16 protein-coding genes are annotated in these 22,004 nt (G+C 58.4%); 13 read left to right on the forward strand and 3 right to left on the reverse strand.

Annotated elements, in window-relative coordinates; genetic code table 11:
* Positions 1-80: 80 nt before the first annotated feature.
* Positions 81-1,004 (forward strand): 16S rRNA (cytidine(1402)-2'-O)-methyltransferase, encoded by a 924-nt coding sequence (gene rsmI, locus LKE90_RS06170; protein WP_407066079.1) that lies wholly within the window; start codon positions 81-83, stop codon positions 1,002-1,004.
* Here the strand turns inward: rsmI and LKE90_RS06175 are convergent.
* Positions 1,001-2,512 (reverse strand): globin-coupled sensor protein, encoded by a 1,512-nt coding sequence (locus LKE90_RS06175; RefSeq protein WP_291492494.1) that lies wholly within the window; start codon positions 2,510-2,512, stop codon positions 1,001-1,003. The genes rsmI and LKE90_RS06175 overlap by 4 nt on opposite strands.
* Before the next feature lie 258 nt (positions 2,513-2,770).
* Between LKE90_RS06175 and fumC the strand changes: the two genes are divergently transcribed.
* Positions 2,771-4,216, forward strand: coding sequence for a class II fumarate hydratase (gene fumC / locus LKE90_RS06180; RefSeq protein WP_291492496.1), 1,446 nt, complete (start codon positions 2,771-2,773; stop codon positions 4,214-4,216).
* Between the two features lie 377 nt (positions 4,217-4,593).
* Positions 4,594-5,865, forward strand: a complete 1,272-nt coding sequence (locus LKE90_RS06185; RefSeq protein ID WP_291492497.1) for a hypothetical protein — start codon at positions 4,594-4,596, stop codon at positions 5,863-5,865.
* A 105-nt stretch (positions 5,866-5,970) separates the two neighbouring features.
* On the opposite strand, the gene LKE90_RS06190 is transcribed toward LKE90_RS06185, so the two are convergent.
* Positions 5,971-8,343, reverse strand: coding sequence for a glucose/quinate/shikimate family membrane-bound PQQ-dependent dehydrogenase (locus LKE90_RS06190; RefSeq protein ID WP_291492498.1), 2,373 nt, complete (start codon positions 8,341-8,343; stop codon positions 5,971-5,973).
* Positions 8,344-8,532: 189 nt separating this feature from the next.
* Here LKE90_RS06190 and LKE90_RS06195 point away from each other — a divergent pair, with 189 nt between their 5' ends.
* From LKE90_RS06195 to LKE90_RS06205, 3 genes are all read left to right on the forward strand, one after another.
* Positions 8,533-9,861 (forward strand): MFS transporter, encoded by a 1,329-nt coding sequence (locus LKE90_RS06195; RefSeq protein WP_291492500.1) that lies wholly within the window; start codon positions 8,533-8,535, stop codon positions 9,859-9,861.
* 184 nt (positions 9,862-10,045) lie between these two features.
* On the forward strand, positions 10,046-12,121 hold the full coding sequence (locus tag LKE90_RS06200; RefSeq protein ID WP_291492502.1) for an AsmA family protein: 2,076 nt from the start codon (positions 10,046-10,048) through the stop codon (positions 12,119-12,121).
* A 193-nt stretch (positions 12,122-12,314) separates the two neighbouring features.
* Positions 12,315-13,721, forward strand: a complete 1,407-nt coding sequence (locus LKE90_RS06205; protein WP_291492504.1) for a sugar porter family MFS transporter — start codon at positions 12,315-12,317, stop codon at positions 13,719-13,721.
* Between the two features lie 112 nt (positions 13,722-13,833).
* Here the strand turns inward: LKE90_RS06205 and LKE90_RS06210 are convergent, their stop codons facing one another.
* On the reverse strand, positions 13,834-14,163 hold the full coding sequence (locus LKE90_RS06210) for a DMT family transporter (protein WP_291492506.1): 330 nt from the start codon (positions 14,161-14,163) through the stop codon (positions 13,834-13,836).
* A 205-nt stretch (positions 14,164-14,368) separates the two neighbouring features.
* Here LKE90_RS06210 and LKE90_RS06215 point away from each other — a divergent pair, with 205 nt between their 5' ends.
* The 7 genes from LKE90_RS06215 (at position 14,369) to LKE90_RS06245 (ending at position 21,997) form a co-directional block, all read left to right on the forward strand.
* Entirely contained in the window at positions 14,369-15,778 is a 1,410-nt protein-coding gene (locus tag LKE90_RS06215) for a replication-associated recombination protein A (RefSeq protein WP_291492508.1), read from the forward strand.
* Between the two features lie 13 nt (positions 15,779-15,791).
* Entirely contained in the window at positions 15,792-16,766 is a 975-nt protein-coding gene (locus tag LKE90_RS06220; RefSeq protein WP_291492511.1) for an RluA family pseudouridine synthase, read from the forward strand.
* A gap of 2 nt (positions 16,767-16,768) precedes the next feature.
* Entirely contained in the window at positions 16,769-18,937 is a 2,169-nt protein-coding gene (locus LKE90_RS06225) for an AsmA family protein (RefSeq protein WP_291492513.1), read from the forward strand.
* Positions 18,934-19,689: an ATP12 family chaperone protein gene (locus tag LKE90_RS06230; RefSeq protein ID WP_291492515.1), complete on the forward strand. Its 756-nt coding sequence runs from the start codon at positions 18,934-18,936 to the stop codon at positions 19,687-19,689. Before LKE90_RS06225 ends, LKE90_RS06230 begins: the two co-directional genes overlap by 4 nt.
* A 239-nt stretch (positions 19,690-19,928) precedes the next feature.
* Positions 19,929-20,138 (forward strand): helix-turn-helix domain-containing protein, encoded by a 210-nt coding sequence (locus LKE90_RS06235; RefSeq protein ID WP_291492517.1) that lies wholly within the window; start codon positions 19,929-19,931, stop codon positions 20,136-20,138.
* 13 nt (positions 20,139-20,151) lie between these two features.
* Positions 20,152-21,576 (forward strand): glycine-rich domain-containing protein, encoded by a 1,425-nt coding sequence (locus LKE90_RS06240; RefSeq protein ID WP_291492519.1) that lies wholly within the window; start codon positions 20,152-20,154, stop codon positions 21,574-21,576.
* Between the two features lie 10 nt (positions 21,577-21,586).
* Positions 21,587-21,997 carry a hypothetical protein gene (locus LKE90_RS06245; RefSeq protein ID WP_291492521.1) on the forward strand — a complete coding sequence of 137 codons (411 nt, stop codon included), beginning with the start codon at positions 21,587-21,589 and terminating at the stop codon, positions 21,995-21,997.
* Positions 21,998-22,004: the final 7 nt, after the last annotated feature.

Raw genomic sequence — 22,004 nt, forward strand, 5'->3', positions numbered from 1 at the left:
CCGCCTCTTCATATGAACGGTTGCCTGTCGGGCCACAGGCGGAGGGTTACCCTGATGATGCTTCCTCCCATAGCGAAGGAATGCGGCTGCGTCATGTCCGGTCTGAAGAAGAGACCGACGAGGATGAACCGGCCGCGCCCAAGAAAGGCGGGCTTCTGACTCTCGTCGCCACGCCGATCGGCAATCTCGGCGATCTTTCGCCTCGTGCGGTTCAGGCCATGAGATCAGCAGATCTTGTGCTCTGCGAGGATACGCGTGTGACGGCGCGTCTGTTCACTGAGCACAACATCAGCACGCGCGCTGAACCTCTCCATGAACACAACGAACGGCAGCGGGTTCCGGGGTTGATCGACCGCCTTCTGGGAGGGCAGCAGATTGCTCTTGTCTCAGACGCGGGAATGCCCCTCCTGTCCGACCCCGGATATCGGCTGGTGCGCGCCGCAATCGACGCGGACATCACCATCACCGCTGTTCCGGGTCCGAATGCCGCACTGACAGGCCTCGTCCTTTCAGGTCTGCCCCCTCATCCCTTTCTTTTTGTGGGTTTTGCTCCGCCGCGAAGCGCTGCCCGAAAGGAGAGTTTCGCCACTCTGCATGCCGCGGAAAGAGCGGGCCTGAGAGCCACGCTCATATGGCACGAAGCCCCTCATCGTCTGGCGGAAATGCTCAGCGATCTGAAAGACATTTTCGGCGCGGACCGCTCTGCTGTAGTTGCGCGGGAACTGACAAAGCGTTTTGAAGAAGCCAAACGCGGCACGCTCGGCGCCTTGGCCTCTTTCTATGCAGAAACGGTGGCCAGAGGCGAAATCACGGTTCTCGTTGGCCCATTCGATGAACTCGAACAGGATGCCGACACTCTGGATGACCAGCTTGAAACAGCACTGGCCAGTCAGTCAGTTAAAGATGCCGCTGCTCTTGTGGCCAAAGCCAATGGCCTGCCGAAAAAGACTGTCTACGCCCGCGCACTCGAACTCATGGCGCTGCGACAGAAGAACGGAGATTAACTCCATTCAACCGCGGACAGGGCAGAGGTGTGTTCATTAGCTGAGTTGCGCAGCTTGAAATTCGTGACCAGTTGCAGCAGTTGGGATGAACTCACCTCAAGCTCCTGACCTATCTTGATCGTGTTGTGCAGAACGGAAGCACTCCGTTTTGTATCCTGCGCAAGCCGCAGCGTATCCCGGCTGATTTCATCAACACGCGTCGCCTGCGTGGCTGATGCTTCCGCGATCTGACCAATCAGCCCCCCAACACTTTCAACCGAACTCCTTGTGTTGCCAATGGCGCTTCCCGCAGCGCCAGCCAGCTTCACTCCCTCTTCGACATCCCTGACACTCAGAGAGACAAGAGACTTGATCTGTTTGGCGGCATCAGCTGAGCGACCGGCCAGAGCACGCACCTCCTGGGCAACGACCCCAAAACCTTTTCCGGCATCGCCAGCGCGCGCCGCCTCTACTCCGGCATTCAGAGCCAGCAGATTGGTTTGCAGAGCGATTTCATCAATCATTCCGATAATCTGGCTGATCTGACCGGATGAAACCGAAATCTTTGTAATTGCGACAGAGGCGTCGGACACGATCTCCTGCCCTCTTTCCGCTTCCTTGCAACAGCTCTTTACTGCCTTGTCCGCATTAACCGTCTGATCAGCGACCTTTTTGACAGAAACCGTCACATCTTCGATCGTGTGAACGATCGTATCAAGACCGCTGACCTGCACAGTCATCTGTTGCGCAACCTTACGGCTCGCCTCACCCACAGCGCGCCCATCGGATTCCACTTTTTCGGCGGTTTCCCGAACGGAGGAAATCAACCCACCAAGACCATTCAGCAACTTTTCAAAAGCGCTTCCCAGTCGCGGGGATTTTTCCCACAACTTGGCGTCCACTGACTGGACAAGATTGCCCTCCGCCACCCGCTCAAGAGCTATGGCCAGCATTTCAAGAGCTTCTTCCTGCTCCTGTTTCGCCATTTTCCGCTGTTTTTCAAGCTCGTTGAGGGCTGACGTCACCGCCAGCTCCATGTCCAGCATCGTCGCCTTGACCAGCAGGCCAAGATCTCTGGCAAGTTTCTTTTCATTCCCTGTGATCCGGGGCTTTCGAACGAACCCTCCCCCCACGACCTTGGGCCAGTCCTCCTGAACGATTGCTTCAACGATATACTCGATAATCAGGGAATTGCCCGCGATATACCATCTGGGGTCAAGTCCGATACGGGCATGCGTGACCCCGATCCGTTCCACATCACGAAAATAATCGGCCCCGAACCGTCCGGTGACTATTTTCCTCCAGTGCTGATACTGCTTCGAGCTTGCGTCCGCCTTCTGTTCCTCACTTGTAAAAAAGTGGGCGACCTCAGGAGTTTCGCTGATTCTGATGTAAAAATCATTCAGAGCCCGGGGGAGAGCCCGGGAAATAACCCCGACAAGTCCTTCCAACTGATCAAGTTCCGCTTTCCCCAGACCGAGAAAGCTGAGTCTGCTGTCGATATCAAGGACTTTATGATCGCTGGTCATGTAGCCTGTTCTCTCGGTTGCACAATCGGCTAAGCACCCAAGCTGCCATCGGAATTGAGCTACAGGTTGAACCGAAATTCATGGATAAATCTTTAACTTCCCATGAAACGCCTCTGGCACCGTTTCTTCGAAATAAAGATGAAAAGAAGCTCAGGTAAATACATTGCAAAAAGCATATAAAGATCACAGCTTCGCGAGATTCCACCCCCGAACCTTCATCAATCGCTAGTCTGGATAAAATCTTTACCGGAGCCAGATATGAACGACACCTTTACAATTCGGGATATCCCCATAGGCGTTAACGCCGAGGGCGTGCGCGTTGAGGCCGATTCAATGGGCAAGATAGGGGTGCCCGCACAGCACTACTGGGGTGCACAGACCCAGAGAAGCCTTGTTCATTTTTCAATCGGCAGAGATGTCATGCCGATTGAGCTCTGCCGGGCCTATGGAGTTGTCAAAAAGGCCGCTGCTCTGGTCAATCTTGCCGAGGACAGGCTTCCTCAGTGGAAAGCGGATGCCATCGTTCGCGCCTGTGACGAGGTCATTGAGGGCAGGCTCGACAGCGAATTTCCTCTTTTCGTCTGGCAAACCGGGTCCGGCACCCAGACCAACATGAACACGAATGAAGTGATCGCCAACCGGGCAATCCAGCTTCTCGGCGGTGAAATCGGCTCCAAAAAACCCGTTCACCCCAACGACGACGTGAACATGGGACAGTCGAGCAATGACTCCTTCCCCACGACCATGCATGTCGTGACGCTGCTGGAAATCGAGAATACTCTCATTCCCCGGATTGAAGCACTGGTTGGTGCCATCCGCAGCAAATCCGAACAGTGGATGGATGTCGTCAAGGTTGGCCGCACCCATCTTCAGGATGCTGTGCCGCTCACCGTCGGGCAGGAATGGTCCGGCTGGGCCCAGCAGCTTGAAGATGCTCTCGATGCTTTAAAAGCCTCCATTCCGGGACTGGCTCAGCTTGCCGCCGGAGGCACGGCCGTCGGCACCGGCCTGAATGCTCCTTCGGGATTCAGCAGAGCGATTGCCGCAAAAATTGCCGAGCTGACCGGTAAACCCTTTGTCACCGCTCCGAACAAATTTGCCGCGCTTGGTGGTCTGGATGCCATGGTCAGGGCGTCCGCAGGGCTTCGAGGGCTTGCCGTGGTACTGATGAAAATCGCCAATGACATGCGCTGGCTTGGCTCCGGGCCACGCTGTGGACTGGGTGAGCTTCATCTCCCTGAGAACGAACCCGGCTCTTCCATCATGCCCGGCAAGGTCAACCCGACCCAGTGCGAAGCGATGGTCATGATTGCGACGCAGGTCATGGGCAATGATGCCGCCGTGGCCTTTGCGGGTGCGCAGGGTAATCTTGAACTCAACGTCATGAGGCCGGTCGTCGTTTCAAACGTGCTCCACGCCATTCGCATTCTGGCTGACGGATGCCACAATTTCCGCATCTTTTCCGTGGACGGCACCACGCTCAACGAAAAAAACCTTCAGAAATACATTGAAGACTCCGTCATGCTGGTAACGGCCCTCAATCCGGCTGTCGGTTATGACAAGGCGGCGGCCATCGCGCATCGCGCCATGGAGAAAGGTGAGACGCTTCGGGAGGCCGCCCTCGCGTCCGGCGTGGATGAAGAGACTTTCAACAGGTATGTGAATCCGAAGCTAATGGTCGGTCGGGGACTTGAAGGAGCCTGAGCGTTCTTCCTCGTCATACCATCAGACATGATCTCTAAAATAAGAAATCGATAATTTCGTCTATAATTATATATTTATAGACGAAATTGCGCCTTATTTTTTAATTTATACGTATAAAATATGATATTTTGATTTTTAATTTATACTACCCTTTCCAGATCGTCGTCAGTGAAACCTTATTAGTTCTTGTATTTACTTTATATATTAAATTTTCGTCCGGATTTTTCGTTCTGATATTTATATAAATCCAAAAAATTAACAATCTGTAATATCTTCTCAATGACAAAAATGATGTATTATTTTTTCCAGATTACTGAGAGGAAAACTTCCTCAGGCAATCCAACGGTAACAAAACATGCAAAAGGCTGAGCGTTATCATGGTACAGAATGCCACTGACTATTTCACGGGACAGACATCGACTGACTTTCTGAACCCGACAAACTGGAATTCAGGCCAGTTGCCGACAGATTATCATGAGATCAACATAACCGGGACAGAATCGGCTCCTGTCACAGCCGTCATCGGCAGCGCCTACACCACTGAAGTTCCCAGCCTGACCATTGGCGATTACGGGACGTTGAAAATTACCGCCTGCGACAGCTCCAGCGCCTCGGCCACTCCCGTCTTTACAGCATCCGCACTACAGATTTTCGACACAGGCAGTCTTATTATCGACACAGCTTCACCGGTTCAGTTGGGGATCAACCATATTTCCGGAACCCTGACGATTGATGACAGCTCCAATGTCACCATCACAAGCGGCAGCCTTTCAGGCAACGGCACGATCAACCTGAACCATTCCACGCTGGGCTCGGAATCTGCGGGGGTCGTTCTGGACAGCCTGATGACCGTCAATCTGGCGGGAGGCAGCACTGTCTACACACAGGGGAACGGAACGGGCGGCACTGTCAATTTCGATCCCTCGACACAGAACATGGTTGTGCTCGATCAGAACTATTCAAACGTAAGCACTGTTTTCAACAATGTTTCCGAGAACTCTGAATTCGCCATCAATGGTTCGAGTGGTGTCGTTCCTGTCTCTGCCAGCTACTCCGCCAACAGCAACGGCAGCTATACGCTGACAATCGCGACAAGTGACAATCAGACCATCACACTCGGCAACATCAATACGGAAAATGGCTATACGCCCGGTTCCCTGACAGTCACGCTGGACAAGGCTGGTGATTATGTGATCGCCGACAGCAACCTGTCTTCCTCGATTGTCAGCGGATGGCCGCCGGGCCATGATCACACCAGTTCCTGTGATGACAACACGGGAGGCGGCTGTAACAACGGTGGTGGAAGTGAGCATCATCACCACAATGACGGCTGCACGACACCGACATGGTGGGGCGGCCACGGTTCCTGCTCCAACAACAGCCCTTCGCCACTTCCCTGGCAGGGTCACGGAGACTGCTCCGGTCACTCCTCCTCCGGCAACGACAAGAACTTCTGGGACTGCGTCGGCAAGGATCATTACAGCGGCTGTAAATCCGACTGGAGCCACTGGACGAACACCACTCCCTACAAGGGTGGCTGCGGAAGCCAGTTCGACCCATGGCATGGCGGCAACTCGACGCCGGCAGCCTTTCCGGATTGCAATCAGCACGCACACTGGACGGGCACATTCGCCCATGCCTGTGGCTGATAAAAAAAGGGCGAGGAATAATCCTCGCCCCCATCTGGTGTTTTCCTGTCCGGATAGAAACGTCACACCACAGGGTGTGACGTTTCTCCAGAATGGCTCACTTCGTCACGGCGCCTTTGCTTCATCTGGCAGCGCGTAGGCGATGACATAATCACCAAGCTTCGTGCCAAACGAACCATGCCCGCCCGCAGCCGTCACAATGAACTGACGTCCATTCTGCTCGTAGGTCATCGGCGTTGACTGACCACCCGCAGGCAGACGGTCTTCCCAGAGCTGCTGCCCCGTCGTCATGTCATAGGCACGGATGTAATCGTCGGCTGTGGCAGTCAGAAACGCCACGCCGCCCGCCGTCGCTATCGGCCCTCCCAGACCGGGGATGCCGACCTTGAAGCCGAACGGCAGGGGCGAACTGTCACGGGTGGTGCCGTTTCGATGCATCCAGACAATCCTGTTCGTCTTGAGATCAATGCCCGCGACATAGCCCCATCCGGGCTGTTTACAGGGTATGCCAAACGGCGACAGGAACGGATTCAACTCGACACCAAACGGCGTGCCGTATTGTGGCTGGATGCCGATTTCTCCCCCTGAAGGACCACCGCCCTCCGCCGGAACTGCCGGGTTGCGGGGACCACGAGGCACCAACTTCGAGACAAAAGGAATGGCGATGGGGTTGGCGAAGGCGATCTGCCGGACAGGATCAACCGCCAGACCACCCCATTCGAACATGCCGAGATTGCCCGGAAACACGAGCGTTCCCTGCGTGGAAGGCGGTGTGAACGGCCCTTCATAACGTAGCGACTTGAACAGGATGCGGCAGACAAGCTGATCCAGCATGGTCGCCCCCCACATGTCCGCATCCGTCAGATTTTTCTTCGGACGGAATGTCAGTTCGGAATAAGGCTGTGTAGGGGAGAGATGGTCGCCCACCACCGCACCCTGCGGCACAGGGGTTTCCGGAGCAGGCACCACGGGCACCCCCGTACGGCGATCCAGCACGAAGATATTGCCGGTCTTGGCCGGAGCGTAGATTGCCGGAACAACAGTGCCGTCAGCCTGATGAATGTCCACAAGACTCGGCTGGGACGGAATATCCATATCCCACAGATCATGATGCACGGTCTGATAGAACCAGACCTTTTCCCCGGTGTCCGCATTCAGCGCCAGCAGACCGGACGCATAACGCTCCTGATCCGCCGAACGGTGGCCGCCCCAGATGTCAGGCGTGGAAACACCCGTCGGGATATAGATCAGGTTCAGCTTCTCGTCATAGGACGAGGTTATCCACGAGTTCGGGGAGTTGACGACATATTTATGCGTATCGGAAGGCAGCACGTTCGGATCGGGGTTGCCGGTGTCAAACGCCCAGACGAGTTGACCGGTGTGCAGGTCGAAACCGCGTGTCACACCTGACGGCTCATGTGTGGAATAATTGTCGGTCACGGCGCCCGAGATGATGACGAGCCTGCCCGTCACAACCGGCGGGGATGTCGGTTCATAGAAACCAAGCTCCCTCATCGGCATGCCGTCGGTCAGATCAATCTCGCCGTTCCTACCGAAAGCCGAGCAGCGCGCACCGGTCTTCGCATTGATGGCGAACAGACGCCCGTCATTGGTCGGCAGGAAGATGCGGGAGGCACAATCGTCAGTAGCGTCGGTTGTTTCCGCATAGGACACGCCACGGCAGGTCATGTGCTGGAAAGTGGAATTATATCTGATCTGCGGATCGAAGACCCATTTCTGCTGTCCGGTCGCGGCATCCAGAGCGAACAGCTTCTGATGCGGAGAACAGAGATAGACCGTGTCGTTGATCTTGATCGGCGTGACCTCATCCGTGATCTCACCCGGATCGTTCGGTCCTTTCAAGTCGTGCGTACGGAACGTCCACGCCACTTTCAGATTTCTGACGTTCTGCGGAGTCACCTGCCTGAGCGGTGAGTAGCGATCGCCGAACTGGGTGCGGCCATAGGCTCCCCAGTCAGAGTCCGCCACCTGCCCCGCGTCGCCGGGAACCACATCCGCTGTCGCCTGTGGCAGACTGCCTGCGATATCCTGAGGATCCTGCGTCAGGGCATAACCGAAGATCACGATACCGGTGACAATGCCCGCGGCCAGAGGAGCACGGGCCGCCTGCGCGCCGCGTCCGAGGTGACGGGTGATGAACGGCAGAAGCAGCCACACCCCGAGAGGAAGGATCAGGTCGCCACGCGGCGCCAATGTCCAGAAGTCGAACCCGGCTTCAAGCACCGCCCAGATGAGCGTGGCGAAAACGATGAGCGTGTAAAGCCACAGCGCCGCTGCATTGCGCCTCCACAAAAGAAAGGCGGTCAGAAGAACCGCCACACCGCACGGCGCATAAAACAGCGACCCGCCCAGAGCGGCCAGCCACAATCCGCCACCGGCAAGAACCAGCCCCAGCAGGGCGGTCGCAAGCACAGTGACGACGAACATTCCTCCGGACCTGTCAGAACGCGTTGTCATGAATTCGGGACCTCTTCGATGTGCATCACACATGGCATTCATGCACAAACAGATGAGACTGCCTCCGGTTGTCAACGAAAAGCCGAAAAACCTCAGCTGTGGGATTTGTCCGGACTTTCCCCTATAAGCGCCGCCTTACCCGTTCAGCGCTGCCCTTCCTGCCGCCTGACGCCGCATGGATTACGGCTCATGTCTTCGTCTTCAGTCTCTTCTCCGGCAGTAACCACATCGTCCAGTGTCCTGTCCTTTTCGCAGATTCGCATTCTGGTTCTGGCGTCGCTTGGCGGTGCGCTGGAGTTTTATGACTTCGTGATCTTCGCGTTTCTGGCCAAGCTCATCGCATTGCATTTCTTCCCGGCCAGTCAGGCTGCATGGCTCAGACAGACGGAAACTTTCGGACTGTTCGGCGCGGGATATCTGGCCCGGCCCCTCGGTGGGCTCATCATGGCGCATTTCGGCGATCTTGCCGGACGCAAGAAAGTCTTCACCTTCAGCGTGCTGCTCATGGCGCTTCCCACGCTGATGATGGGCCTTCTGCCCGGCTATGAAACGCTTGGGCCGGTCGCGCCCCTGCTCCTGCTGCTCCTGAGGGTGGCTCAGGGCGCGGCCATCGGCGGCGAGGCTCCGGGCGGCTGGGTGTTCGTCGCCGAACATGCTCCGCCGGGGCGTGTGGGCCTGGCGACGGGTCTTCTCACTGGCGGGCTGACCGGTGGCATCCTGCTCGGGTCGCTGGTTATTCTGACACTGAACGCGGCGCTTGCCCCGACTGCCGTGAGCGACTGGGGCTGGCGTATTCCTTTTATTGTCGGAGGAATCTTCGGAATTGGCGCGATGATCCTGCGCCGCTGGCTGGATGAGACGCCGGTGTTCCGTGAAATGCACCAGCGCGCCGAAACCGCCTCTTCCCTGCCCGCCGGCATTCTCCTCCGCGATCATCGCTTTTCCATCCTGTGCTCGATGCTGACCACATGGACCCTGACAGCGGCGATTGTCGTGCTGATCCTGATGATGCCGCCTTTGATGCAGACCTTGCATCATATCCCGGCTTCCGAAACCATGCTGGCGAGTCTTGTCGCCACCCTCTGCCTTACAGTTTCGGTCATTTCGGTGAGCGCCCTGACGGACAGGGTTTCCCTGAGCATGATGGGGTTCATCTGTGGACCATTGCTCGCTGTCGGCGCCTTCGCGCTGTATGGCCTGCCAGAGCAGTTTCCACACTCCCTGCCCGTCCGGGCCGGACTTGCCGGGCTCTGCTGCGGTTTCGTGGGACTGGTCCCGGTTGGAATGTTGCGCGCCTTTCCAGCGAAAGTGCGCTTTTCGGGGGTTTCTCTCGCCTACAACATCGCCTACGCGATTTTCGGTGGCCTGACGCCCGCCGTCATCTCCTCACTCACTCCCTACACACCACTGGCTCCCGCGATTTATGTCACGTTTGCTGCGATGGCGGGATGCGCGGGACTATGGCTGATGTCCGGTCGACAGCAGAACCGCCTCGCCCCCCGGACCCTTTCCGCATGAAGACTGCCGGAACGGCCTGACCGTCACGACCATCCGGCGTCCTGTCTGTTCCTCACACAGGATGCCGCCCGGGTAGTATCCTTATCGGTCAGGACGAACCCGGACACAGGATTTACGTTAAACTGACACAAATATTGTGTTCTGTTTTGCCCGACAGCCCTGTTCACAGCCTTTACGGACTCCCATGACCGGTCATTCCCAGTTCAGCCGCCACAGAAAACTGTTCATCGGCCTTGGCGCTCCGGTCGTGCTGATCCTTCTGCTCATCACGTTCTGGTCATGGGACTGGTTCGTGCCTCTGGTCAATCGACAGGCGACCGCGCTCCTCGGACGCAGGACCACCATTGAACATCTGCATGTCAGTGTCGGTCTCGTGCCGAAAGTGCGTGTTGACGGCGTGAAAATCGAACAGCCCGATGCTTTCGGATCAGACACGACGCCATTTTTCACGGCGGACCATCTGCTGGTCAGAATACGCCTGCTGGCGCTTTTCCACGGTCGGACGGAATTGCCCCGCATTGCGGTCGATACCCCCAGAGCGGACATTCAGCGGCGTCAGGACGGGAGCAACAATTACACGTTCACTTCCGACAACGGGAAATCCGCAGCCGACAGCAAAAAAGACGCTGTCACCCTGCCCGACATTGAAGAGTTCGATATCCGCGACGGCCATCTGCATGTCCGGGACCAGAAGCTTCGCGCGGATATGACCGCTCAGATGCACACTACCCCGCCGACCTCCGACAACGACCGTGGCACGTTCATCATGGATACGACCGGACGCTATGCCGGACAGCCGATCAGCAGCCATTTCGTCGGTGGGGCGCTCCTGTCGCTCCAGAATGTCAAAACGCCCTACCCGATCAATCTGGACGTCAGGAACGGTGCCACCCGGGTAACGCTCAAGGGCAGCGTGAACAATCCGCTGGCTTTTGAAGGAACGCAGCTTGTCCTGCATCTGTCCGGTCCTGATATGTCGCTGCTCTATCCCCTGACGGGCGTGCCCATCCCACAGACTCCGTCTTACGACATTCGCGGCAAGCTGGATTATGACCAGCAGCATATCGCTTTCAAAAGCTTTACCGGCCACATGGGTTCCAGCGATCTGAGCGGCACCCTCACCGTCGATCCGCATCAGGCTGTGCCTTTTGTTGAGGCATCGCTCCGCTCACATCGCGTGGATATTCAGGATCTGGGCGGGTTTATCGGCGCGAAGCCGGGTGACAGGACCGTCTCAGAGCAAAAGGCGGACGCCCGGAACCCGAATGTCCTGCCGGATACACCGATCAATGTGCCCCGGCTCCGCGCCGTCAACGCCCATGCCACCTATAAAGGCGAGCACATCCAGAACAGGCAGCTTCCTCTGGATGATATCAACGCGGAATTCACCGTTCAGGACGGCGCGATTGATGTGAAGAAGCTGAATTTCGGTGTCGGCACAGGCACACTGGCCAGCAGCGCGACATTGACGCCGGTGGATGACAGGAACTTTGCCGTCAAGGCCAAGGTGGATTTTTCCCGCATTGATCTGGCCCATATCATCCGCACCGCCACTGGCGCTGGCGCGCAGGGGGGCGTGATCGGCGGTCGTTTCAGCCTGACATCCACCGGCAACTCGGTCGCGTCCCTCATGGCGGGCGGCAATGGCGGCCTTACTCTGGTTCTGGTGAAGGGCGGCGATATCTCGGCGCTCATTCCCGCGGCTCTCGGACTGCAACTGGGTAACGCCGTGCTCTCGGCGCTCGGTCTTCCGTCCCGTTCTCAGGTGGAATGTTTCGTGACCGACATGCCACTGCGTAACGGCGTCGCCAGCACCCGCTCCATGCTGCTCCGCACGGAGGACACACGCACGCTCGGTCGTGGAGACATCAATTTCCGGACCAATAAAATCGACTATTCCCTGACGACCCGTTCGACCGGCTTCACCATCCTTTCCTTCCCGGGGGCCATCAACATCACAGGCCCCCTGAAATCGCCGACCGTGCTGCCCGGTGCGGAAGTTCTCGGTCGCGCCGCAGCATCCGCCGGGCTTGGCTTCGTGTTTCCGCCACTGGCGCTTCTGCCGACCGTGCAGTTCGGGGTGGGCAAGGGTTCGCTCTGTGAAAAGGCCCTACAGGAAGTGAATAGCAACCCCGCTTCTGGCAAGGCTCCGGGCGGTGTGGAAGAGAATGCCGCATCCAGTGGCGCCCCGGCAGCCAGCGGCGGAAAAATGAGTCCGGCTGAGGTAAAGGCCGCTTGGAAGAAAAAGCTGAAACCTTAGAGCAACATTCGATCAGACGGAATCGTCTGGTCCGATAAAGTTGCTCGATAAACAATGAGTTGGAACGACATCCGTGATCCAGTCTGAACGGGTGTCGCTCTAAGAATTCATTGACTTGTCAGGATGACGGCACAAAAGGCTATCCACAGACAGGTCATGAACCTGCCGCGTCACAAGAGGTCACAACACCCCGATGCCTTCTCCCATTGCGACATCCGCCCGGCAGGATGCTTCAGCGCGTGTGCGCCGCACCACGCTCTTTCTGGCTCTGGCCGCTGGTCTCGCGGGACTCATGTTCGGGCTCGATACCGGGGTCATTGCGGGAGCTCTGGGATTTATCCGCGACGAGTTCCGGACTAACGACCGCACGACGGAATGGATCGTGTCCTCGCTCATGCTGGCGGCGGCTTTCGGCTCGGTGCTGGCGGTTTTCATTGCTGACCGGTGGGGACGCAAGGGAACCCTGCTGGTTGCAGGCGGCCTGTTCCTGAGCGGCACCGGCCTTTGCGCACTGGCGAACAGCGTCAGCATGATGATCGGCGGACGCGCCTGTCTGGGGCTGGGCGTGGGGCTGGCGGCCTTCGCCGCTCCTCTCTACATCGCCGAAATCGCCTCGCAGGACCGGCGCGGCGCGATGATCTCCTCCTACCAGTTGATGATCACCATCGGGATTCTGCTGGCCTTCACATCCGACAGCCTGCTCACACCGGGCGGCCACTGGCGGATCATGTTCGGCGTGCTCAGTGTGCCGACGGTGCTGTTTCTTTTGATCACACTGCTTCTCCCCTATTCTCCGCGCTGGCTTCTGACCAAGGGGCGTCGTCAGGAAGCCCGTGAGGTTCTGCTGCGCGTAAGAGAGTCGGCGGAGGAAGCCGATGCCGAACTGTCACGCATCGACCAGCAGCTTGGTCGTGAGGAATCAGCCGGGGCCGCCCTGCTGATTGCAAACCGCAATTTCCGGCGCACCTTCGCTCTTGGGATCGCCCTGCAGGTATTGCAGCAATTCTCCGGTATCAACGTGCTGATGTATTATGCCCCGACTGTCCTGCGGCATATGGGCTTCAGTTCATCGAGTTCCGTATGGTGCACGACCGCCATCGGCGTGATGAACGCACTGGCGACACTGGCGGCGGTCGCGCTCATGGACCGGTGGGGACGGCGACGTCTTCTGGGAATCAGCACGTTTTTCTCTGCTGTGGCGATGCTGGGCTTTGGCACACTGCTCTGGACCGGCGCGACTTCCATGACAGCCAGTATGGTTGCGATGGGCTTCCTGATGCTGTTCATCGCTGCTTTCGCCGTTGGTCAGGGGCCTCTGCCATGGATCATCGGCTCTGAAATCCAGCCTCTCCGCGGACGCACATTCGCCGTGTCCTGCTCCACTCTGGCGAGCTGGACCTCCAACTGGCTGATCAGCAACATCTTTCTCTCCAGCATGACGATGATTGGTGATTTTGGCGTCTTCTGGTGTCTGGCCGGTTTCAATATCCTGTTCTTTGTCGTGGGTCTGATGTTTGTGCCTGAAACCCGAGGCTGTTCACTGGAAGATATCGAAGAGCGTATCAATTCCGGCGTTCGGCTGCGGGATGCCGGTCAGTAAGTCTGTCAAAACTCTCCGGAAACTCTCTCCCGAACACCGAACCATCCAGCCTTTTCTGAAAGAAACAGGCAAAGCGTCAGATCGTGATGAAGCGGGCTCACCCAATCTCGCTTTAATGGGCGGAATTTTTTGAAAACAGGTTGATCACCAGCACACCGGCCAGAATCAGCCCGATCCCGACCAGACCCGCTCCATCAATTTTCTGGCCCTGCACAATCCATGCGATGAACGTGACGAGCACCACCCCTACGCCAGACCAGATGGCATAGGTTGTGCCGGTAGGGATCGACTGAAGGGTGAGCGACAGGAAATAGAACGCCACGCCATATCCGATGAGTGTCACCACAGAAGGCAGAGGCCGGGTGAAACCATCAGCCGCCTTCAGACAGGACGTGGCGAGCACTTCGGCGCAGATCGCGATGATCAGCTGAAAATAAGGCATGAACTGTCCTGCTTCATTGATTGGGTCTGAAACAATCATGCCCGCTAGCAGGGCTGTCGGCCAGCCCCGGCGCATATCCGGTCTGCATGCGCAGGTTTACCCGATGAAGATGTTCGGTGGCTCCAGCCTGAATAACAGCGCGCCGAGGTCGCATCCAGACGCCACTCGCGCTATGAACGAACAATGAACGACAGGGAGACCAGTCATGACAGCGCGGCGTGAGGTCCCGCCCGGACCGGGCGGTGATCTGTTTGGCGGCAGCGTCACAGAGTCCACAAGATCAGGAAACGGGCAGGATAACGGCGACTTTCAGGGCCGCAGGGGAGGACATGCTCCCACGCAGCCTCTTGCCGACAGGCTGCGCCCCACGACGCTTGACGACGTTGTCGGCCAGCAGCAACTGCTTGGTCCGACCGGCGCGCTGACTCTGATGCTGGAGCGTGGCTCTCTCGCCAGCCTCATTCTCTGGGGCGGTCCCGGTGTCGGCAAGACCACCATCGCCCGTCTGCTGGCCAAAGCCGCCAATCTACGCTTCGTGCAGCTCTCCGCCGTTTTTTCCGGCGTCGCCGATCTCAAAAAGGCGTTTGACGAAGCCCGTCGCTTTGCCGAATCCGGACGCGGAACACTGCTGTTCGTCGACGAAATCCACCGCTTCAACCGCGCCCAGCAGGACGGTTTCCTGCCCGTCGTTGAAAACGGAACGGTCGTGCTGGTTGGCGCGACCACGGAAAACCCGTCCTTCGCCCTGAATTCGGCGCTGCTGTCGCGCTGTCAGGTCATGGTGCTGCGTCGTCTGGATGATCCGGCGCTGGAAGCTCTGCTGGTCCGGGCGGAAGGAGAAACGCAGCACACCCTGCCGCTGACCGAATCCGCCCGCGCCACCCTGCGCGCCATGGCGGATGGCGATGGCCGTTACCTGCTGAACATGGTCGAGCAGATTCTCAGTCTGAAGGCGAAGAGACCTCTCGATCCGCAGGAACTGGCGCGCATTCTGGCCAAACGCGCCGTGCTGTACGACAAGGACCGCGAAGAGCACTACAACCTCATTTCCGCGCTGCATAAGTCTCTACGCGGTTCCGATCCGGATGCGGCGCTCTACTGGTTCGCCCGGATGCTCGAAGGCGGTGAAGACCCGCGTTACATCGCCCGCCGTCTGACGCGCTTCGCGGCTGAGGATGTCGGAATGGCCGACCCGTCCGCCCTGCCCCTCGCCATTGCCGCGTGGGAAACATATGAGCGGCTGGGGTCGCCCGAGGGTGAACTGGCGCTGGCGCAGCTTGTGGTGCATCTTGGCACCGCGCCGAAATCAAACGCCGTCTACAAGGCCTATGGCGCGGCGCGACGGGCGGCGAAAGCCACGGGCAGCCTGATGCCTCCAGCCCATATTCTCAATGCGCCGACCAAGCTCATGAAAGAGATCGGCTATGGCGATGGCTATCAGTACGATCATGACACGGAAGAAAGTTTCTCTGGCCAGAACTACTTCCCGGACGGCATGAAACGGCAGAATTTCTACAACCCGAAAGGGCTCGGCTTTGAACGGGAAGTGCGTCGCAGACTGGACACATGGGCCGGAATAAGGGCAAGCCGCGCAGAAGACGGCAAGCAATCGTGAGGCGCGGAAGAGTATGAGTGTGACCCTGTTGACGGTCAGTGAAGATGAGGCGGACATCCGCCTCGACCGGTATTTCCGTCGCCACTACCCCCATCTGACGCAGGGCGCGTTGCAGAAACTCTGCCGCACGGGACAGATTCGCGTGGACGGCAAGCGTGTTGAAGCCAGCACCCGCCTCGTTCCGGGGCAGTCCGTGCGCGTGCCGCCCATTCCCATGGCCGCCAAGCCCTCCCGTGATGTGCCGAAAGCACTGAACCCCAAGCTGGCCAGCGAAATCCGGAAGATGGTGATCTATTCGGACCCGCAGATCATCGTGCTGAACAAGCCATCCGGTCTGGCGACTCAGGGCGGCCCCGGCATCACGCAGCATGTGGATATGATGCTCGATGGTCTACGTGAAGGTGATGACCCGCGCCCCCGCCTCGTCCACCGTATTGACCGTGACACTTCCGGCCTACTGCTGCTCGCCCGCACGCCGGGCGTCGCCGCGAAGCTGGCGGCGGCTTTCCGTGGTCGCGATGTGAAGAAGACCTACTGGGCCGTTGTTGTCGGGCGTCCTGATCCGATGTCCGGTGAAATCGACCAGCCTCTCGCCCGCCTTGGCGCCGGACCGGGTTCGATCACCATCGCCGCCGACCGTAACGATGAAGACGCGCAGTCCGCCCGCACTGACTATGAGGTGCTGGACTCCGCGGCACGCAAATTCTCGTGGCTTGGTCTCTCGCCGCTGACCGGTCGCACGCACCAGTTGCGCGTTCATTGTGAATCACTGGGCACGCCCATTCTCGGTGATCCGAAATATGGTGGCGACAAGGCGCATGTGGATGGTTTCACCGATCGCCTGCATCTGCACGCACGAAGCCTTGTCCTACCACATCCGGCGGGCGGTTGGCTGGAAGTCAGCGCCGAACTGCCGCCCCACATGAAAGAAACCTTCAGGGCGCTCGGCTTTACGGCGGGCTCAACCCCGGCTCCCCGCAGGAGATAAGCATGAAATTCAAGACGAAGCTTGGCCTCGGTGTCGGCGGTCTCGCCGTGCTGCTGGGCGGTACGGTTCTGGCCTCGGCGTTCATGGATGCCGGATGGATGCGGACACGTCTTGTCGAGGCCGTCGAACACCAGACAGGCCGGACACTCCGCATTGATTCGCTGCATGTCTGGCTTCTGCCCTATCCATGGATCAGTGCGCAGGGCGTCGGGCTGTCCAATATCCCCGGCAGCCCGAACCACGAGATGTTCACGGCCAATGAAGTGCGCGCGCGGCTGGCGATTTCGCCGCTGTTCCATCATCGGGTCGTGCTGGATGATGTCAGCCTGTCCGACCCGCATCTGACACTTGAGCGCACATCCGACGGCGCGGCCAACTGGATTCTGACACCGCTCCCATCTTCCGGCGGCGTGGGTGACAATGCCGCTTCAGGCAGCCGCCAGCACTGGAATCTTGCGGTCGCCTCCCTTCATCTCAGGGACGGAGCGGCCTCGTGGAGCGATGAGCGAAACCATATCACCGGCACGGCTGATCTTGATCGCGCCGACCTGACCGGTCTTGACGGCACAATGGCCAAAATCGATGTGCGCGGTCATCATGGCAGTGGCCATTTCACGGTCAGTGGGACGACGGGTCCGCTGCCCCCGACCGACGGACAACCCTGGCCGCTCAATCTGACCGCCACCCTATCGGTCGACAAACGGAAGGCGGGACAGATCCAGATCGGCGGCGTGGTCGCCGACCCTCTGCATGATGCGGGTTACGATATCCAGATCAACGGCGCCATTGACCAGCTGCGTGATCTTGAAACGATTTTCCCCAATGCAGGCCTGCCCGATGCAACGGCGGTCTCGCTTCAGGCTGGCGTGACGGGCAGCGGACGCACCCCCTCCCTGCGGATGCTGCATCTCCGTGCGGGGCCAACCAGTCTTGAACAACTGATGCTCGGTCTCAGGGCCAGCAGCATCGCCCTCGATGCTGACGATAATGACCAGCGCGTCGCCATCTCACTGAATGGACAACTGGATGCGCAACCGGTCACGGTCCACGGCACCCTTGGGACGCTGACCCAGACCACGCAGGCGCTCCGCACCCCGGACAAGGTGCCCATGCCTGTGACATTGTCACTAGGTCAGGGAGAGGCTTCCATCACGGTGGATGGTGCTTTGGGCGGTCGATTGACCTCACTCGACGTGCATGGGGCTCTTCCGGCACTGACATTTGGCGCAGGAAAACCGGGCTTTCAGGGGCTCAGGGTCAGTGGGGGGATAGTCAGTTCCGCTCCGCTGAGCGTGCTGGAAAAGGCTGACCCGACGTCTCTGCTGAAGACCTCCGCCGGATCGCTGGATGTCAGCGCGCAGCGCATGAGCTGGCAGTCCGTCGCCTGGGAGGCCGTTTCCGCCCATGTCACCGTCGGGGGCGCCAGACTGACAGTCGATCCCCTGTTCGGAACTGGAACCGGCAACACCAGCGGCATCGCACAGTCCGGACGGATCGTCTACGACGCTTCCGGTGCTGCGCCGCATCTGACCATCACGGCAGCGCCCTTTGTCCTTCCGACCCAGATGATGCAGACCTCGACCGGCATGCCGCCTCTTGTGAACGGTTCCATGCAGGTCGTGGGCACTGTCACCGCCGACGGGTCCGGGCTTGATGAGTGGGAGCAGACCGCGACGGGCCATGTCGGCCTGTCAATGGTCGGCGGGCGTGTGGACGGCAAGGCTCTTGAGGCCATTCTCGGTCGCAACATTCCCATACGCGGCACGCTCGCGCTCCGCTGCTTCGGTGCGCACATGCAGCTCACCGACGGACTGGCCACGATCAATCGGCTGGGGCTGGAATCCGATCTGCTATCCCTGACCGGACATGGCACCGTGAAACTCACCAACGGAGCTCTTGATCTTCATCTTTCGCCACGGATCGGTGTCGGTGGCGCCGCTGCTTCCTCTCCTGTCGCGGTCACCGGCACGGTGGACACACCACAACCGCGTCTTGAGCCCGGCGCTGATGGACGTTTCGCCATCTCGATCGGTGGGTCCAGCGATACAGGTGATCAGTGCCCCGATCTGCTGGCGACGGCGCGAGAGGGTGTCGCCGGTCCGGCTGCCGCGCCCCCACCAGCGAACAAGGCAGGTGGCATCATGAACATGCTGAAAGGCCTCCTGCGATGAACGACAGGAAGAAGTTCCCGGCAGATGGTCCCGCACCGCGCAGGCGCTTCTGGACGCAGGCAGGCATAGAGCCTGCGGACAATGGCTTTGCCGTTCTGCTCGATGGCAAGGCGGTCCGGCTTCCGGGACGTGAAATTCTTCAGGTGCATTCTCGTACTCTGGCCGAAGCCATGGCTGCCGAATGGCAGGCGGCGGGTATGGATGATCCACAAAAACGCTTTGCCGCAGAAGATCTTCCTCTGACCCGCATTGCAGGCACCATGATCGAGCGCGTCACACCCGACCGCCAGCATTCAGTGGAAACACTGGCCGGGTTTGGTGAGCATGACCTGCTCTGCTATCGCGCCGAAAGTTCTGATCCACTGAGCGTCAGACAGGAAAAATTGTGGAAGCCGTGGTTGGACTGGCTGCGGGAGTCCTATGGCGTCGCATTGATCGTGACGCATGGTCTGATGCCTGTTCCGCAACCGCCAGCCTCTCTGGAAAAACTCAAACAGGTTCTGTCCGAACGCAGTGACGCCGTTCTGGCCGCACTCGGTGTCTGTGTGCCAGCTCTTGGCAGTCTGACACTGGGACTGGCCGTGATTGATGGTCGTCTGGACGTCGATCAAGCCGTTGCTCTCGCGACACTGGACGAACGGGCGCAGATGGAGCGCTGGGGCGAAGACGTGGCGCATCTGGATCGTATTGCGACAATGAGCGCTGACGTGACGGATGCTGCCCGGTTTGTTTCTCTTGCCGCAAGCCAATAACCGGAACGGACGAAACTCCGTTCCGTCAAATTCTTTATTCATTCCGTGATATCGGGATAAAATCCTTTCCGACTTTATCCCGCCCGGGTGCAGGGCTGTCAAAACCGGCCGTTTCCATCCGTCTGATTCCACCGAACCATATACGAACATCCCTTTTTGATAGCATGAACATCTTGGGACACCGCATATTCTCCACCGGGTCCGCTGGCATATGATTGCGTTCAAAAAGGATTTCATAAGTGAATAAAGAAAAACCAGCCGAATTAAAATTTATGAATATCAGCAACACGTGCAAAATTTATGGAATTGGCCGCACGTATTGCTACAAGCTTCTTGCCGAAGGCCATATAAAAGCTAAAAAACTCGGCGGAAGAACGCTCATCTCCACTGAATCCGCCAACAAATATTTCAACAAACTGCCGGATTACAAATCACAGGCGTCAGTCTGAGGGGAGCACACACATGGATCGTGTGATCGTTTATCCTGCTCAGGTCATTGCCGATACTGATACCCTGATTGCGCAGCGCAACACTGAACGCGCCATCGGTCAGGCCGTTGCAATGACCATGGGTGGACCCGGCCCCTTTGCAAGTGGTCTTGCCGCCACCTGCTCTGGATCGGATCTGGTGGTCAATGTCGCCAGCGGACAGATCAATGAAGGAGCTACTGCGGATTCATCCGCATACGGCACGCTTGCCTCCGACAGCACCATCATCATGCGTCAGTATACAGCGGCAGCAACAAGTTTTACCCTGACGTCATCCACCAGTTCTGCCCAGACCTATTATATTTACGCAACAATCGGACTCAGTGACACCGGCTCCACGATGCTGCGTTATCTGGATGCCTCCGACAACACCAAAACGCTCTCGGGTGAGGACGATACAGGGGGCGCGCAGCCGACACAGCGTGCAGCCGTGGCAACGCTGCTCATGTCAGCCACGACGCCCCCGGCGAACGCCATTGCGCTCTGGCGCATTGATCTGCCTGCGAATGCGACAAGCGTCACGCAGTCCATGATCTCTCTTGATAATGACAGTCTTTTTTATCCCAAGATCCCGGCTCTCGCTCCCAAAGACTCACCAACTTTCACCGGCACGCCGACCGCACCGACACCGGCAGCCGGAGATTCATCAAATCTTCTTGCAACCACAGCATTCATTACAAACTGGTCGGCGGGAAACCTTCTTAAAAGCGATATCTATTTGGGACCGACCGCCACTGCCGGCGGCTATAACGTTCTCCAGATTTCTATCCAGTCACGCACAAAGTTTCTGATTGTAGAACTCAGCGGCGGTGGCGGTGGCGGTGGCGGCGCTCCCACCTGCTCTTCCACTCAGGGAGGAACAGGCGGCGGCGGCGGCGCGGGCGGATATTGCCGTTTCATGGTTGATGTCACGAAATTACAGTGGCCTGTCACCGCAACACTCGGAGCGGGTGGACGGGGCGGACAATCCTCTTCAACCGCCATGACCGGCAATGCGGGCGGATCAGCAGCCTTCGGAAACATGGTTGTCGTGACAGGAGGGTTTGGTGGTCTTGTCGCACAGGGCGGTGGCGTCGCCATCATCGGCGGCGCGGGAGCTGGTGGTTCTGTTCAGGTCACAACCGCAACCGGCATTACAGTTCTGATAAACGCGACAGGACAGAGCGGATTTTCAGGACATGTGTCCGGTGTTTCAGAAAATTACTTCTTTGGGTATGGCGGCGCGGGCGGCGCCCGTGCGCCCTATTACGCTGGAGGATGGGAATCAGGTTCGGGTGAAACCGGCAAACCCGGCGATCCCGGCAGCGGCGGCTCCGGTTCCTGCGTGGCCCCCAGCGGCACTTATAAAAACGGTGGTGATGGCGGTCCGTCCTGGCTGACCGTCGCCCAATATGGATAAGGCATTATATATGAGCTATTTTTTCGAAGGTTGGGCAGGTCTTATGCTCCCCGGATGGACGGAACTGACCCTCACAGGATACAACCGGGTTCCTGTGAATTTCATGGCCCTTGGCGGCGGCAGTGAAACGCGCCCCGAAGTCGATCTCGTCTTTCCCGCACCGGACACGACCTACCCTGTCTGCGCCGGGATCGGACTGTTCACCTCGGACAGCGGCAATGACGGGCCGATTGTCTACTGGGAGTTCTCTCACTGGGACAATACAGGAAAAAACGCTTCCATCCTGTTGCCTGTTCCGGAGATCACTCTTCTGCTTGATCGCACGCAGGTATGGCAGGACAGCGCTGCCATCGGACGCACAGCGGCGGGTGGCACGGTGTTCGTCGGTCAGGATGTAACGCTGGTTGATGGGCGCTACTGACCCTGAG

It is taken from the genome of Acetobacter sp. (genome assembly GCF_022483985.1).
Lineage (GTDB): Bacteria > Pseudomonadota > Alphaproteobacteria > Acetobacterales > Acetobacteraceae > Acetobacter.

Excerpts from the sequence above, each read along its gene's own strand:
- rsmI (WP_407066079.1), top strand. The coding sequence starts at position 81 with ATGCGGCTGCGTCATGTCCGGTCTGAAGAAGAGACCGACGAGGATGAA.
- LKE90_RS06175 (WP_291492494.1), bottom strand. The coding sequence starts at position 2,512 with ATGACCAGCGATCATAAAGTCCTTGATATCGACAGCAGACTCAGCTTT.
- fumC (WP_291492496.1), top strand. The coding sequence starts at position 2,771 with ATGAACGACACCTTTACAATTCGGGATATCCCCATAGGCGTTAACGCC.
- LKE90_RS06185 (WP_291492497.1), top strand. The coding sequence starts at position 4,594 with ATGGTACAGAATGCCACTGACTATTTCACGGGACAGACATCGACTGAC.
- LKE90_RS06190 (WP_291492498.1), bottom strand. The coding sequence starts at position 8,343 with ATGACAACGCGTTCTGACAGGTCCGGAGGAATGTTCGTCGTCACTGTG.
- LKE90_RS06195 (WP_291492500.1), top strand. The coding sequence starts at position 8,533 with ATGTCTTCGTCTTCAGTCTCTTCTCCGGCAGTAACCACATCGTCCAGT.
- LKE90_RS06200 (WP_291492502.1), top strand. The coding sequence starts at position 10,046 with ATGACCGGTCATTCCCAGTTCAGCCGCCACAGAAAACTGTTCATCGGC.
- LKE90_RS06205 (WP_291492504.1), top strand. The coding sequence starts at position 12,315 with ATGCCTTCTCCCATTGCGACATCCGCCCGGCAGGATGCTTCAGCGCGT.
- LKE90_RS06210 (WP_291492506.1), bottom strand. The coding sequence starts at position 14,163 with ATGCCTTATTTTCAGCTGATCATCGCGATCTGCGCCGAAGTGCTCGCC.
- LKE90_RS06215 (WP_291492508.1), top strand. The coding sequence starts at position 14,369 with ATGACAGCGCGGCGTGAGGTCCCGCCCGGACCGGGCGGTGATCTGTTT.
- LKE90_RS06220 (WP_291492511.1), top strand. The coding sequence starts at position 15,792 with ATGAGTGTGACCCTGTTGACGGTCAGTGAAGATGAGGCGGACATCCGC.
- LKE90_RS06225 (WP_291492513.1), top strand. The coding sequence starts at position 16,769 with ATGAAATTCAAGACGAAGCTTGGCCTCGGTGTCGGCGGTCTCGCCGTG.
- LKE90_RS06230 (WP_291492515.1), top strand. The coding sequence starts at position 18,934 with ATGAACGACAGGAAGAAGTTCCCGGCAGATGGTCCCGCACCGCGCAGG.
- LKE90_RS06240 (WP_291492519.1), top strand. The coding sequence starts at position 20,152 with ATGGATCGTGTGATCGTTTATCCTGCTCAGGTCATTGCCGATACTGAT.
- LKE90_RS06245 (WP_291492521.1), top strand. The coding sequence starts at position 21,587 with ATGAGCTATTTTTTCGAAGGTTGGGCAGGTCTTATGCTCCCCGGATGG.